The 15,189-nt window shown below is 33.9% G+C and carries 16 protein-coding genes and 1 tRNA gene; 5 read left to right on the plus strand and 12 right to left on the minus strand.

Annotation, left to right across the window (positions count from 1 at the left end):
* Window positions 1-159: 159 nt before the first annotated feature.
* From BLP44_RS17290 to BLP44_RS17300, 3 genes are all read left to right on the plus strand, one after another.
* Window positions 160-1,962 carry a glycoside hydrolase family 2 protein gene (locus tag BLP44_RS17290; RefSeq protein WP_091134750.1) on the plus strand — a complete coding sequence of 601 codons (1,803 nt, stop codon included), beginning with the start codon at window positions 160-162 and terminating at the stop codon, window positions 1,960-1,962.
* Window positions 1,963-2,056: 94 nt separating this feature from the next.
* Window positions 2,057-2,686, plus strand: a complete 630-nt coding sequence (locus tag BLP44_RS17295) for an MgtC/SapB family protein (protein ID WP_091134751.1) — start codon at window positions 2,057-2,059, stop codon at window positions 2,684-2,686.
* An 11-nt stretch (window positions 2,687-2,697) separates the two neighbouring features.
* A complete protein-coding gene (locus BLP44_RS17300; protein WP_091134752.1) occupies window positions 2,698-3,237 on the plus strand; it encodes a GNAT family N-acetyltransferase in 540 nt (179 codons plus the stop codon).
* 41 nt (window positions 3,238-3,278) lie between these two features.
* Here BLP44_RS17300 and BLP44_RS17305 read toward each other — a convergent pair whose 3' ends face one another.
* The 8 genes from BLP44_RS17305 to BLP44_RS17340 form a co-directional block, all read right to left on the minus strand.
* Window positions 3,279-4,118, minus strand: coding sequence for a DUF4249 domain-containing protein (locus BLP44_RS17305; protein WP_066035148.1), 840 nt, complete (start codon window positions 4,116-4,118; stop codon window positions 3,279-3,281).
* Window positions 4,119-4,122: 4 nt separating this feature from the next.
* Complete coding sequence (locus BLP44_RS17310) at window positions 4,123-6,741, minus strand: TonB-dependent receptor (RefSeq protein WP_091134754.1); 2,619 nt, start codon at window positions 6,739-6,741, stop codon at window positions 4,123-4,125.
* A 101-nt stretch (window positions 6,742-6,842) separates the two neighbouring features.
* On the minus strand, window positions 6,843-7,685 hold the full coding sequence (locus tag BLP44_RS17315; RefSeq protein WP_091134755.1) for a FecR family protein: 843 nt from the start codon (window positions 7,683-7,685) through the stop codon (window positions 6,843-6,845).
* Window positions 7,686-7,697: 12 nt separating this feature from the next.
* Entirely contained in the window at window positions 7,698-7,907 is a 210-nt protein-coding gene (locus BLP44_RS17320; RefSeq protein WP_091134757.1) for a hypothetical protein, read from the minus strand.
* A gap of 46 nt (window positions 7,908-7,953) precedes the next feature.
* Window positions 7,954-8,475 (minus strand): RNA polymerase sigma factor, encoded by a 522-nt coding sequence (locus tag BLP44_RS17325; protein WP_091134759.1) that lies wholly within the window; start codon window positions 8,473-8,475, stop codon window positions 7,954-7,956.
* A 226-nt stretch (window positions 8,476-8,701) separates the two neighbouring features.
* Window positions 8,702-9,184: a GNAT family N-acetyltransferase gene (locus BLP44_RS17330; RefSeq protein ID WP_091134761.1), complete on the minus strand. Its 483-nt coding sequence runs from the start codon at window positions 9,182-9,184 to the stop codon at window positions 8,702-8,704.
* A 94-nt stretch (window positions 9,185-9,278) separates the two neighbouring features.
* Window positions 9,279-9,539 (minus strand): hypothetical protein, encoded by a 261-nt coding sequence (locus BLP44_RS17335; RefSeq protein ID WP_008464756.1) that lies wholly within the window; start codon window positions 9,537-9,539, stop codon window positions 9,279-9,281.
* 115 nt (window positions 9,540-9,654) lie between these two features.
* Window positions 9,655-9,728, minus strand: a tRNA-Met gene (locus tag BLP44_RS17340).
* A 150-nt stretch (window positions 9,729-9,878) separates the two neighbouring features.
* Between BLP44_RS17340 and BLP44_RS17345 the strand changes: the two genes are divergently transcribed.
* On the plus strand, window positions 9,879-10,271 hold the full coding sequence (locus tag BLP44_RS17345; protein ID WP_008464757.1) for an START-like domain-containing protein: 393 nt from the start codon (window positions 9,879-9,881) through the stop codon (window positions 10,269-10,271).
* A gap of 53 nt (window positions 10,272-10,324) precedes the next feature.
* Complete coding sequence (locus tag BLP44_RS17350; protein ID WP_008464758.1) at window positions 10,325-11,161, plus strand: aminotransferase class IV; 837 nt, start codon at window positions 10,325-10,327, stop codon at window positions 11,159-11,161.
* Here the strand turns inward: BLP44_RS17350 and BLP44_RS17355 are convergent.
* From BLP44_RS17355 to BLP44_RS17370, 4 genes are all read right to left on the minus strand, one after another.
* Window positions 11,158-11,718: a YqgE/AlgH family protein gene (locus tag BLP44_RS17355; protein ID WP_008464759.1), complete on the minus strand. Its 561-nt coding sequence runs from the start codon at window positions 11,716-11,718 to the stop codon at window positions 11,158-11,160. The genes BLP44_RS17350 and BLP44_RS17355 overlap by 4 nt on opposite strands.
* Window positions 11,719-11,846: 128 nt before the next feature.
* Complete coding sequence (locus tag BLP44_RS17360) at window positions 11,847-12,119, minus strand: HU family DNA-binding protein (RefSeq protein ID WP_008464760.1); 273 nt, start codon at window positions 12,117-12,119, stop codon at window positions 11,847-11,849.
* 180 nt (window positions 12,120-12,299) lie between these two features.
* Entirely contained in the window at window positions 12,300-13,247 is a 948-nt protein-coding gene (gene fmt / locus BLP44_RS17365; protein WP_091134766.1) for a methionyl-tRNA formyltransferase, read from the minus strand.
* On the minus strand, window positions 13,247-15,142 hold the full coding sequence (locus BLP44_RS17370; RefSeq protein ID WP_091134769.1) for a RecQ family ATP-dependent DNA helicase: 1,896 nt from the start codon (window positions 15,140-15,142) through the stop codon (window positions 13,247-13,249). The genes fmt and BLP44_RS17370 overlap by 1 nt, the downstream gene beginning before the upstream one ends.
* Window positions 15,143-15,189 lie beyond the last annotated feature (47 nt).

Raw genomic sequence — 15,189 nt, forward strand, 5'->3', positions numbered from 1 at the left:
GCCAAATCTGCGAGAGAAATATCAGCCCGCAGATTTAACAGATCAGCAGATAAAATATAGTGATGTGCATTATGAAAGTAAAACGTCTTTTATGCTCAAAGAGAACTATGTTTCTATGTGTTTAAATTAATTAGATCCATATAATTAAAAATAAAAACTATGAAAAAAATTGTAATGCTGTGCTGTAGTTTTCTCCTTATGGGAAAAGCCATTGCACAGGAAATTCCGTTAGTTTCCAATATTGCGGCCCGAAACAATATTACTTTAAACGGAAAATGGAGTTATATCGTAGATCCGCTAGAAAATGGTTATTATGATTACCGCTTAATGCCTTTTAAAAACAACGGATTTTTCGAAAATAAAAAATGGAATACCACAGACTTAACCGAATATAATTTCGCAACCTCAGCAGTAATGGATATTCCGTCTGATTGGAATTCGAAAGATCAAAGGTTGTTTTTTTATGAAGGAACGGTTTGGTTTCAGAAAGACTTTAATTATAAAAAAGATGTAAAAACAAAAGGAATTCTTCATTTCGGAGCAGTCAATTATGACGCAAAAGTCTACGTAAACGGAAAACTGGCGGGAACGCACGTTGGTGGTTATACGCTTTTCAATTTTGATGTAACCGATTTATTAGTTGACGGAAATAATTTTGTAGTAGTAAAAGTCGATAATAAGCGCCACAAAGACAATGTGCCAACGGTAAACATGGATTGGTGGAATTATGGCGGAATCACAAGAGACGTCACTTTGGCTCAAGTTCCGAATACGTATATCGAAGATTATTTGGTTCAATTGGATAAAAAAGAAAAAGGAAAAATTTCTGGTTGGATAAAATTGAATAGTGAAACAGCAAACCAATCTGTTTCGGTTTCTATTCCTGAATTGAAAATCAAAAAGAACATTACTACAGATGCAAAAGGAATGGCATATTTTGAAATAAAAGCCAATCCAGTTTTATGGACGCCAGAAAAGCCAAAATTATATGAGGTAACCATTTCTAAGGCCGATGAAAATATTGCGGATCAAATTGGTTTTAGAACTATTGAAACTAAAGGAAAAGAAATTCTGTTAAACGGGAAAAAAGTCTTTTTACGCGGCATCAGTATTCACGAAGAAGCGCCTTTTAGATCTGGAAGAGCTTGGTCTGAAGACGATGCCATAACGTTGTTGAATTGGGCAAAAGAATTAGGCTGTAATTATGTTCGTCTGGCGCACTATCCGCACAATGAAAACATGGTAAAACAAGCTGAAAAAATGGGGTTAATGATTTGGTCTGAGGTTCCGGTTTATTGGACAATTTCATGGACAAATCCAGATACTTATGCCAATGCAGAACATCAATTGCACGATATGATTTATCGTGATAAAAACCGTTGTGGAATTGTAATTTGGTCAATCGCCAACGAAACACCACACGGAGATGATAGAGATATTTTCTTAAGCAAACTGGCAAAATATGCGCGTACGCAGGACAATTCTCGTTTAATCAGTATGGCAATGGAAGTGACTAAAAGTCCAAACAATATAAATACACTTCATGATAATATGAACGAGTTTGTAGACATTGTAAGTTTCAATCAATATTTAGGCTGGTACAGAGGAACAAACGAATCTTGCAAAGACATGCAATGGGTAATTCCCTACAACAAACCGGTTATTATCAGCGAATTCGGAGGCGAAGCCTTACAAGGTCGTCATGGAGATAAAAAAGAACGCTGGAACGAAGAATATCAAGAAGAATTATACATTCAAAACACACAAATGTTCAATAGGATTGAAGGCTTGGCAGGAGTTTCTCCTTGGATTTTGGTTGACTTCAGATCTCCAAGAAGGCAGTTGCCAAATATTCAGGATTTCTTCAACCGTAAAGGATTAATTTCAGATCAAGGAATTAAAAAGAAAGCTTTTTATGTGATGAAAGATTGGTACAAGCAAAAAGAAGAAGAATATAAGTAAGTAAAGCAAGTAGAAAACCTCCAAAGTCATTTTGATTTTGGAGGTTTTTTTCTGTTTTTTCCTTAATTTTATTTGAAAAAACAGAAGACATTTAATGGAACTAGAAATTGTCATAAGATTGCTTTTAGCAGCATTTTGGGGAGCTTTAATTGGTGCCGAAAGAGAATATAGCGGAAAAGCGGCAGGTCTTCGCACCACAATAATGATTTCAGTCGGAGCTTGTTTCTTCACTTTTATGTCCGAATGGATTGGTGGAGCAGGAAATCCAGATAGAATAGCTTCTAATATTGTAACCGGTTTAGGATTTCTTTGTGCAGGAGTTATTTTTAGATCCGATAGCCATGTTACCGGTATTACAACAGCAGCAACAATTTGGTCGGTTGCAGCTGTAAGCATGGGAGTAGGAGCAGGATATTATTTTGCATCGGCTTGCGCGGCCTTAATGATTCTTTCTATTCTTACAGTGCTTACATTTCTTCAGGATAAAATTGACCTCATCAACGAACATAAAACGCTTCGGATAACTTTTAAACGTTCAGACAATGGTCTCGAAAAATGCAAAGAACTTTTTTCTGCTAATGACGTAAAATCAAAACTGATTACGCAGCGCCGTAATTTGGATCATGTAGTTTTAGAATGGCAGATACACGGACCTAAAAAAAATATAGAATCTTTGTATGCAACACTTTTGCAAGAATCTGTTTTTGAAGAATTAGTATTATAATAGCAAAAAATATGAATTTTAATTTACAGCCCATTTTAGAAAATGATCTTTGTATTTTGTCTCCTTTAGAAGAAAACGATTTTGAAGCATTGTACAAAGTAGCTTCCGATCCTAAAATTTGGGAACAGCATCCAAATAAAGACCGATGGAAAAAAGAAGTTTTCGAAAACTTTTTTGAAGGAGCCATGAAAAGCAAAGGCGCTTTTAAAATTATAAGTAAAGAAACAGGAGAAGTTATCGGAAGTACCAGATTTTACGATTTTAACGAAGAAGACGATAGTGTTTTTATCGGTTATACTTTTTATGCGGTTTCGTGTTGGGGAAAAGGCATTAATCAAAGCGTAAAAAAGACCATGTTGGATTATCTTTTTCAATATGTTTCGAAAGCGAAGTTTCATATTGGTTCAGAAAATATCAGATCGCAAATTGCAATTTCTAGAGTAGGAGCCAAAAAAGTCGCTGAAGAAGAAGTGGCTTACTTCGGAGAAAAGCCAAAATTGAATTTTGTGTATCAAATAAATAAAGAAGATTGGAAAAGACAAAAGCCTTAAACGAAATGTTTAAGGCTTTTGTCTTTTATAAAATTGATTTTCTATTTCACCAAATAATCAACCTGATCGGCTTCGCAAAGTCTGAAATAGCCAAAAGCAAAATTATTGGCATCAGAAGTGTTTACAATGTTTCCTCGAATGTTTCCTGGAGGAACAAGAAAAGGATTTGCGCTTGAAGCTTCCAAGATTAATTTCCAGTAGTTGTAGAAATTTTTAGAAACGCCTCTGTGCGTTATTTTGACAGTGTTTCCAGATTTCATGTCTTCATGAGAATATCTGGTGCTGATTTCGTTTCCATTGAAAAATTCATCATTGGTAATTTCGTATTCCGGATAAATCAAGAATTCACTTTGGTAATCGGTTACGTAAAAATTAACTTGATCTGCTGGGTCATTGTAGTAGAATGTCAATTCAATAACATCTTCTCCACCAAAATCAGGAACTATTTTTTGTTCAATTTTATTGATTGGAGTGGCAGAACTCAGTTTTTCAACCGCAGTATAACTTTGTCCCTCGGCAGTAATAAATAACTTGTATTCCATGTCAACTACAGGGAGAAAATTGGTGCATTTATAAACTCCTGCTTCGGTTTCATTAAAGGTAAAAACATCTCCGTTACTGTTTTCAACTCGTACTTGCGCGCCTGAAACTTTTGGAGTTGTACCGCTGTAATAAGGAGCAGTTTTACTAATTTTTATGGTTTGTTCCTTTCCGTCAGTTCCTTTTTTCCAGATAATTTCGGCATCGATAACCAACTTGGTTTCGCCAGTTTCCAGATCCAGATTGACCACATCTTCGCATGACGCAAAAGAAAAAACAAAAAGAAGACTTATTAATGCCAGTGCTCTATTCATTATCGTATATTTTTTCAATTTATTCATAGCATTAAAATTTAAAATTATAAGAAACCCCAGGAACAATTCCGAAAATAGAAAGTCTTCTGGTTTCATTTGCACCTGTATCTTCATTGGTTGTAAAGCTCATTGAAGCCGCATTTTTTCTGTTGTAAATGTTGTAAAGGCTAAATACCCAATAGCTTTGCCAACCTTTCTTTTTGTCTGGTTTTGGCGTGTACGTTGCCGCCACATCTAAGTGGTGGAAAAGTGGCAAACGGTTTTCGTTTCGCAAAGAATAATTTGGCACATGAATACCTCCCATTTCATAATAGCCATTTGCGTACGTTACCGGCTGACCAGATTGTAAAGTAAAATTACCATTAAAAGACCATTTCGGATTCAGTTCATAACTTCCTACAATGCTTAGATTATGCAGTTTGTCATAACCAGATAAATACCAGTCGCCGTTGGCAATTCCAGGTTCTTCGGGAGTTCTTCCAGGAGTTTTTTGTTCGGCTCTAGATAAAGTATACGAAATCCATCCAGTAAAAACGCCAGTGTTTTTTCTGAATAACAATTCCATTCCGTAAGATCTGGCTTTTCCGTTTAAAATAACCTGCTCAATATTGTTGTTAGCCAAAACATCAGCGCCGTCAATATAGTCAATACGATTTTGAACATTTTTATAAAATAATTCGGTTTCTAAAGAGTAATCTCCATCTCTGAAATTTCTGAAATACCCCATAGCATACTGATCCAAAAGCTGAGGTTTTGTAAAAGGTCCGCTTGGTGTCCAGATGCTCATTGGCAGAGGAGATTGAGTGTTTGATAAAATATGAATGTACTGCGCCATTCTGTTGTAACTCGCTTTTATAGAAGTTTCGTCGTTAAAGGCATAAGACAAGGCAGCTCGAGGTTCAAAATTATTAAACTTGCTGATGGTTTTTCCTTTTCCGTACGAAATGCTTCCGTTGGGCGTTCCTTCTTCATAAATTTTGTATAACGGATTGTATACCACCGCTTGACCATTTTCGTAAGTACTAATAATTTCGTCTCCTAAACGATAAAACATGCTGTAGCGCAGTCCATAACGGAAATTCAGTTTCTCTGTAATCTGATTTTCAAAATCAACAAAAGCAGAAGCTTCTAAAGCATATTTTTTGTCCAGCTGCATATAATTAAACTGCGAATCTGGAGAAGTCGGTTTTACAACTCCTGGGTTGAAATTGTAATACAAACCATCAATTCCGTAATTGATTTTGAACTTTTCAGACTGCTGGAAATTCCAGTTGTATTTCAATCCATAACTCGCAATATTGCTATCCCATTTAAAACTTTCAATCGGGATTTCCAGATTAAATCTATAATCACTGTAGAAAGTAGATAAATTGCTGTTTACGCGGTCAGAAAATTTATGTTTCCAGCTCAAAATACCCATTGTGCTTCCGTAAGTGCTGGCAAAACGATCATTAATATCAAATATATCATTTCCGAAGTAACCAGAAAAAGACAATGAATTCTTGGCATTAAAACGATAATTTAATTTAGCATTCAAATCATAAAACATGGCAGAGTTGTTATTATCTGCCAGTTTCATGAACAAATGCGCGTACGAAGCTCGTCCGGAAAGGATGAACGAACCTTTTTCTTTTTGCAACGGACCTTGAACTAAAAGACGGCTCGAAATGATTCCGATTCCTCCATTTACTTTATATTCTTCAAAGTCTCCCGTTTGTTGCGTAACATCTAAAACAGAAGAAACACGTCCTCCAAATTTTGACGGGATTCCTCCTTTATACAAATCTAAACCGTTAACAATGTCGGCATTAAAAATAGAAAAGAACCCAAACATGTGTGAATCGGCGTAAACCGGAGCACCATCCAAAAGAATCAGATTCTGATCGGCAGCACCACCGCGGACATTAAACCCCGAAGAAGCTTCTCCCGCATTGGTAACTCCAGGCAAAGTCAAAATTGATTTTAACGGATCTGGTTCGCCCATTGCAACAGGAATTTTTTTGATTTCCTGCATTGAAAGCTTATTCACACTCATTTGAGTGGTTTTAATATCAACTGCTTTATTGTTCATTACAATAACTTCTCCCAACTGCTGGCTGTCTGAATCTATATTGAAGTTCACTTTGGTGTCGTCTGAAACAGAAACACGTTTTTCTTCATTTTTAAATCCAACATAGCTTACCTGTACAGTGTAGGTTCCGTTTGGGACATCAATGCTGTATTTTCCATTAGCGTCTGTTACAACGCCAGTTTCCAGTTCTTTAATAAAAATATTGGCGCCAATAACAGGCTGTCTTTCGTCATCATAAATGTGGCCGGTCAGCTTGCTTTTTTTTTTGGCTGGTTTCGGAGTCTGAGATTTCTGCTTAACAAAAATATTGCTTCCAACTATAGAAAATTGTACAATCGAAGTTTGGTTCAATTCCGTAATAAGCTTGCTCATTTCGATATTCTTATACGTGTTTTTTTGAGTAAAATACTTTTTATTGGTATCTATCTGATCTGTAAAAGCAAATTTAAAATCGGTTTGACTTTCAATCTGTTTGAAGAATTCTTTTAAAGTTACATTTTGATCTACAGTTACGGTAACGCTTTGGGCAGACATACATAAACTGAATAAAAAAAAGCACGCTGAAATTATATGCTTCATGAAATTTTGTATTTTTGAATATTATTAAATGGAATAACCTCGTGTTATCCTGAAAAATTAGGAGGATGTGTAGTTTCGCGGCTTACATCCTTTCTTGTTTTTTATTGAAAAGTAATCTGTTTTAAATCTTCATTTATTTCAAAGTTTAGGTTATACATTTCGGATAGTAATTGTACAATTGTTTTTAAATCTTCTCTTTTATTGATTCGGATAGTGATTTTCTGATCGAGATTCTCTTTCGGAATATTGACTTTATAACCATAGTTTTCTTCAATATAATGACTGATAACAGACAATTTTTCGTTATCAAAATCTATAAAACGGCTGAACTCTGATACTGAAGCAGTTTGGTTTCCGTATGTAAATTTTTCTCCCGGTTTCAAAATCCATTTTTGGTTTTGGCCTTTTACATTCATTTGAACACTTCCTTCAAAAAGCTCAACGGTTACTTGTTTGTTTTCAGATTCTTTAACTGTAAAAGAAGTTCCTAAAACAGTAGTTGTGGTTTCGTCGCAAAAAACTTGAAAAGGATGCTGTTTGTCTTTTTTTACATTAAAATAAGCTTCGCCGTCAATTTCAATTTTTCTGTTTAAAGCAAAATTGTTCCCAAAAGAAATTTTAGAATTCGGACCCAATTCAACTTTTGAACTGTCTGGCAAGACTACATATTTTATGGCTGAGGTTGTGTTTTCAATTACATTTTCAGCAAGAACTATATTTTCAACAGCAGAATTTTGGTTAAAATAAATTCCAGTTCCAATAAGCGCAAAAAGTAAAACCGAAGCTGCTGCATAAAGATGCCAAGGCTTAAATTTTCTTTTTTTCTCAGAAAATGTTTTAGCATGAAATTGTTCCCATGAAGCTTCTTTCTCGCTGTCGGAATGAGATAGGGGAGACTCTTCCCATAACTTTTTAAACTCCTCGTCAAATTTCTCCTTATCCATTTTTTCTAGAAATTAAATAATTTGACAATGAAATCCCTGTTTATTAAAAACACCGTAAACCATTTCTTTAATATCACGGTTGGTTTTAATTTTAAGGATGTTTTCGCGTCCGTGGCGATCAAAATTTATGATACAGTCAGAAATGATAAACTGTAAATGAGCTACAAGTAAACTTGCATCCTTTTTTGATTTTACATTAGTTTTATACGCTTCGATATGCATTTTTAGTTCTTGTTTTTTAGTATAACAAACGAGAACTAAAAAGTTCCTAATGGTTTTCGATTTTTTTTCGAATAAATTTACTGGCGAGATAGATATGATTGGCAATGGTCTTTTCAGAAAGATCCGTTATTTCTGCAATCTCCTTATAGCTAAGGTTTTCCAGTTTGTGTAAAGTGAATATTTTTTGTTGCTGTTCTGGAAGCTGATTAATGAAATTTTGAAGTTTTTCTTGTCGTTCTTCAAAAATTCCAGAGTCAGTTTCTTCATCGAGCATCTCAACTTGAGAAGGATCAAGCTGTACTACTTTGTTTTCTCTGTTCACATGATTGATGATAATGTTTTTGCAGATAACAAATATTTGTTTGTCAAACAACACATCTTCGTTAAGCAGTTCTCTTTTATTATATAATCTTATGAAAGTTTCCTGAACAAAGTCTTCAGGAGTAAATACAGAAGAATTGAATCGTTTGGCAATATTTATAAGTTTATCGTAATAGCTGAAGTAAACTTCTTTAAAAGCTGCTTCATTACCTTTTTTTAAACTTAAAATAAATTTTTTATTGTCCATAACGAAAATATCGCGACTAGCTTCCTAGTTCTAAACTCTTTGGCTTCAATATTATTGTATTCAGAAATTGAGTAATCTAAATCAGGAATGTAATAAGTTACAAAGAACCGTAATTTAATCCAAGATTTGACGCTTTTGTAGATTAAATGTTACAATTTATTTCAAATAAAAACCCTTAACAGAAATGTCAAGGGTTCTATTTTTTTTGTTTTTTGATTCTATTAATCTAAAAATTAATGTTTAGTATCATTTGAATGTCTACTCTGTCATAAGAAGAAGAGATGCCTGTTATTTCTTTAAAACCTAATTTCTCATACAGTTTAATGGCAGGTTTTAGTTTAGTGTTGCTTTCTAGATAAATTTTAGAAGCTCCTTTGTCTGTAGCCCATTTAATTGCCGATTGAGCCAGTAATAATCCGACACCTTTTCCTTGCGCTTTTGGACTTACAGCCATTTTTGCCAATTCGTAATCATACTCTTTCCCGTCACTTTTAATTAAAGCGCAAACACCTAAAACCTCATCGTTTAAAATGGCAGAAAAAATTTCTCCGCCTTTGTTTATTATATATTCCTCGGCGTGATCTAACGCTTTCACATCATTTGGTTCAACTACAAAATAATTTGAGATCCATTCGATGTTTAAATCCTTAAAGCTTTTTTGATATTTAGGATTATAAGTTACGATTTCTACTTGTTCTTTATTTTTCATAATACATTAAATACTGTTTTATTACGCCCGTCTTAAAAAAAGAAAATCCTTGAACATTTTATTCAAGGACATTTAATTTAAAGACTGTAAAGTTCTATTGTTGATTTTCTTTTTCCAAATCTGCAGCTGAGATCTGATCTAAGATATTGGTCTGATTTGGCGAAATGTAATTTTTGTTTTCAATAACCTGTTCTTTCTTAAAAAGAAGGTCTAGTGCATTGTAAAGCTTTAATAAAACATCTTTGTCTTCTTTTTTAATATCTAAAGCAGAATTGAAATTAAAAACATAATTATTTGAATTGCGTACTTCTACTTTGATTGTTTTAGATGTGATTTTAAATTTTACTATGTCCATGTTCTGTGTAAATTACTTGTTGCAAGATACTAATTTAATAAAATCTGTACTTAAAGAAGGGTTAATTTAAATAAAAAACCCTTAAACATTTCTGTTTAAGGGTTTTACCTTTTTGTAGCGAGGACGGGAGTTGAACCCGTGACCTCAGGGTTATGAATCCTGCGCTCTAACCAACTGAGCTACCTCGCCTGGACTGCTATCATGAATTCCTGATTGCGGGTGCAAAGATAGAAATAATATTAAAGCATACAAGCATAAAATGAAGAAAAAAAAATATTTTTAAAAATGCATTGTTTTTGGACATATATTCTTATATTTCGAAAAAAATTAAAGTAGCACATGGAGTCAAAAATACGTTACGAAATAGAGTTTCCGATCAATTCTTCGCCACAACTATTGTATCAATATATATCAACGCCGTCAGGTTTACAAGAATGGTTTGCTGACAATGTTAATTCGAGAGGTGAATTTTTTACTTTTATCTGGAATGATTCGCAAGAGAGAGCGCGTCTAGCTTCAAAAAAATCTGGCGAAAAAGTAAAATTCAAATGGGTTGATGACAGCAGTAAGGATACTGAGTATTTTTTCGAACTCCATATTTTAGTTGATGAATTAACTAAAGATGTATCGCTTATGGTAGTAGATTTTGCTGAAAAAGAAGAATTAGGCGAAGCTAAACAATTGTGGGAGAATCAAATCTCAGATCTAAAACATCTTATAGGATCTGTTTAGTAAAAGTCTATTTTATACCTTATATTTGCCCTGAACAAAATTCAGGGTTTTTTATGATTAATTTTAACGGAAACATTGGGCAAGAAGATAATATACTAACTCTAAACCGTGCCTTTTTGTATGGTGACGGAATATTTGAAACGGTAAAAATTGTCAATGGAAAAATCTTGTTTCTTGAGGATCATTATTTTAGGCTAATGGCTTCTATGCGTGTGGTTAGAATGATGATTCCGATGGATTTTACAATGGAATATTTTGAAGAACAGATTCTTAATTTGGTAAACGAACAAGGAATTGCAGCTTCGGCACGTGCCAGAATTACTGTTTTTAGAAATGATGGCGGTTTATATCTTCCAAAAAGCAATGATATTTCATTCTTAATCAACGCCATTTCTCTTGGGAATAAGGCTTACACTATAAATACAAGCGAATACGAAGTAGATTTGTATAAGGACTTCTATGTGACAAAACAATTATTGTCGTCTCTTAAAACGACTAATAAAATGATTAACATTACGGGAAGTATTTACGCGAATGAAAATGACCTTGCCAATTGCATTTTGCTGAATGACAGCAAAAATGTTGTAGAGGCACTTCAAGGAAATATTTTTATGGTAACGGGTAAAAAGCTTATTACACCTCCAATTTCAGAAGGTGCATTAAACGGTATTATGCGTAAACAGATTTTAGCTCTAGCTAAAAAAATAGAAGGCATAGAGGTTTTAGAAGAAGTAATTTCACCTTTTGATCTTCAAAAAGCAGATGAATTATTTCTGACGAATGTAATCACGGGGATACAGCCGATAACTAAATATCGAAAAAAGGAGTTTACAGCAAATCTGGCTCATTTATTAGTGCAGCGACTAAATGAATCCATTTCTGAAAATTAATTCAGATATGGATTTTCGGGTGCATTAGACCAAATAAGATAATCGCCGCCAAGCTCGATAATCTGCTCTTTCCAAAAGTGAGTAGTAGATTTTCCGATAATTTTATTTTTATAATTATTATCAGCAATAATCCAAGAGTTTCCTTGCATCTCATTTTCAAGCTGATTTTCTTCCCAACCGGTGTAGCCTAAGAAAAAACGAATATTGTTTTTACTTATCGATCCGTTGTTTATTAGGTCTTTGGTGGACTCAAAATCTCCTCCCCAATAAATTCCATTTGAAATCTCAACACTATTTGGGATTAACTCAGGAATATTGTGAATAAAATAAAGGTTGTCTTGTTCTACAGGGCCTCCGTTATATATCTTAAAGTTAGCATCAATCTCGGGAATCAAGTCATTAATAGTATATTTTAATGGCTTGTTAATTATAAAACCTATTGATCCTTCTTTGTTATGGTCTGCTAATAAAATTACCGATCTGTTAAAAGATAAATCTCCAATTATTGAAGGCTCGGCAATAAGCAGGTGTCCTTTTTTTAATTTTTCTGAAATCATACGGTTACAATTTTTATTAAATTTAATCATAAAAAAATTAAAATCACAAAAAAAATCGTTAAACCGCATAAAAAAACCTTCCAGATGGAAGGTTTTAATTATATTATAAGTTTAGAGAACTTTCTTACTTAGTTCACTGCACCTTCTAATTCAGCTCCTGCTTTGAATTTTACAACGTTTTTAGCTGCGATTTTGATAGTTTTTCCTGTTTGAGGGTTTCTACCATCTCTAGCAGCTCTTGAAGAAACTGACCATGATCCAAAACCTACTAATGAAACTCTTCCTCCTTTTTTCAAAGTAGTTCCTACATTACCTAAAAAAGACTCTAAAGCTAATTTCGCCGCAGCTTTTGTGATTCCTGCATCAGCAGCGATAGCATCGATTAATTCTGATTTGTTCATAATAATTAGTTATTAATTGTTGGTTAAAAAAAATTGTTAATACACAAATTTAGTAGGAAATCCGTTGCGTGCAAGTGTTTTCTTTATTTTTAGCAAAAATTGTTGATAACTTGCTTTTTTTGTTCATAAAGAGTGTTGTTTATCGATAAAAAACAGGTACAAACCCCTGTTTTACTGACCTTAATACACTTTTGCAGCATCCGAAAAACTCACTCCATTTAATAATTCTGAAGCGAGCATTCTCTTTTTTCCTGGAAATTGTAGACTTAATAACTGAATAAACCCATCTTTTATTGCAATCTTGATTTCTTTTTTACTGCTAATTAACTTTCCAATCTCATAAGAATGTGATTCTGAGATTAGTTTACCTTCATAAATTTTAATGTTTAATTCTTCATTTTGGTCTTTCAAGAAGCACCAAGAAGCAGGATACGGACTTAAACCGCGAATTAAATTATTGATTTCTGCTCCAGATTTTGTCCAATCTATTTTACAGTTTTCTTTATTTAATTTATAAGCTGTTTTGATGTCGTCGTTATCTTCTTGAATGGTTGTTACAACATTTCCGTTTTCAATAACTTTCAAAGTGTCAATGACAGTTGTGCTTCCTAAATGCATCAAACGATCGTGTAATTGTCCTGCAGTTTCTTCTGGCTCAATATTAATTTCAGAATTTAAAATCATAGCGCCAGTATCAATTTTATCGTCAATAAAGAAAGTGGTAACTCCCGTTTTAGTTTCTCCGTTGATAATGGCCCAGTTAATTGGAGCCGCACCGCGATAATTAGGTAATAAAGAAGCATGAAGATTAAAAGTCCCTAAACTTGGCATTTCCCAAACCACTTTCGGAAGCATTCTAAAAGCAACTACGATTTGTAAATTGGCATTTAAAGCTTTTAATTCTGTTAAGAAATTTTCGTCTTTTAAGTTGGTTGGCTGTAATAAAGTAAGGTTGTTAGCAAGCGCATATTCTTTTACAGCCGAATATTTTATTTTTTGTCCGCGCCCTGCTGGTTTATCTGCAGCCGTAATTACGCCCACAACTTCATAGTTATTTTTAATAATGGTGTCCAAAATGCCAACGGCAAATTCTGGCGTTCCCATAAATATAATTCTCAATTTCTCCATTATGATTTTAAAGTGTATTTATTATTCGCTTGTATAGTGATATGATTGTTTTCGAGCAATTCCTGAAGAACCGATAAAATATCTTTTGTATCCATTTTAATCTGGTTTTCAATTTCTCTCGAAGTCAGAGAAGCTGTTCTAAGCAAAGACAAAATCTTATCTGCAATCGAGTCAGCTTCTGTAATTTTCCCCTTTTGTGTAATGCAGTACGAACAAATGCCACAGTTTTCAGTTGTTTCTTCGCCGAAATAATCCAAAACCAATCTGTTTTTGCAAGTTTTGTTGTCTTTTATATAGTGAAGGACTGATAAAAGCTGTTCTTTTTTAACTTCGTTTTGTTTTTCTAAATATTTAGAAACCCTATTTATAGTAAGATCGTCTTCTCGGACTTCATTAAATAAAATAGTAGCATCGTTATTTTTAGACTTATATTCGATGATTTCCTTTTCTTTTAATTTTTCTAAAAGAGCAATAACTTGTTCCTCAGATCGATTTGATTTTTTAGCAATTAATCCCAGATTCAAATTAGATTTTACTTCATAAACTCCAGGATAAGTTCTTAAAATTGCCAAAATGATCTCTTCATCACTTGGGTTTAGGCTCATGTATCGAATCACTTCTTTAGATTCAATCAAAAACTGAATGCTGATTTTTTCTGAGAATTCCTGAGACATTGTAATAATTCCCTGCTGATTTAAAAACTGTAATGCATTGTATGTTTTAAGAGTAGGGAATTCATATTTGTTGCAGAAATGATTCAGTTTAAACGAAAAAGATTCATCTAAACCTTCGCCATAAGCAATCTGAAAGTAATTGCAGAGTTTGTTGTACATGGTTTTGAGAAACTTTTTGTCTGGAAGAATGCTCAAAAACTGCTGTTCTGTCTGGATAGAATCCGAATTGTTATAAAGCAAAATCGAAAAAGCTTTAGCGCCATTTCGACCTGCGCGTCCAGATTCCTGATAATAATTCTCTAAGTTTTCTGGAAGCTGTGTATGAATAACTGTTTTTACATTGTCTTTGTCGATTCCCATTCCGAAAGCATTTGTGGCTACGATAACCTGTGCCTGCTCGGACATCCACAACTGCATGTTTTTGTCTTTTTCTTTTGCCGAAAGTCCGCCATGATAATACGTTGCTGTAAAACCAAGTGACTGCAATTGCGAAGACATGTTCAAACAAGCTTTGCGATTTCGAACATATATAATAGAAGGTTGTGGATTTTTTTTAAGAATCTGTTCGGTACGGTATAATTTGTCTTCAACTTCAAAAACCATGTAAGCGATATTTTTTCGCTCAAACGACTGCTGAAAATGATTCGGATTTTTTAATTCTAATTGGGTTCTAATATCTTCAATAACTCTCGGGGTTGCCGTAGCAGTCAAGGCCAAAAACGGAATTTTAGGAAAGTATTTTTTCAGTTCCGAAATTTTAAGATAGGCAGGCCTAAAATTGTGGCCCCATTGCGAAACACAATGTGCTTCATCAACAGCAATTAAATTGATAGGTAGATTTTTAATGCGCTCCAGAATCCAATCTGATTGTAGACGTTCTGGTGATAAATAGAGAAATTTATAGTTTCCGTATTGGCAATTATCCAAAAGATCAATTAATTCTTCGGTATGAATTCCGCCAGTAAGAGCAATTGCTTTAATATCTCTTTTCTGCAGATTCATCACCTGGTCTTTCATTAAAGCAATCAAAGGAGAAATAACAAGACAGATTCCTTCTTGCATCATCGCGGGGACCTGAAAACAAATCGATTTTCCTCCGCCTGTCGGAAGTACCGCAAAAGTATCCTGTCCTTCAAGAACAGAATCGATAATTTCTTTTTGCAACGGTCTAAAACTGTCGTGTTTCCAGTATTTTAGAAGAATATCCTGCGCTCCGAGCATTGCGTTTGTTTTAAAGTTAAAAATTTAGAAAACAGTTTCTAGTTTTG

This window comes from Flavobacterium anhuiense (assembly GCF_900101855.1).
In the GTDB taxonomy this organism is placed as follows: Bacteria; Bacteroidota; Bacteroidia; order Flavobacteriales; family Flavobacteriaceae; genus Flavobacterium; species Flavobacterium anhuiense.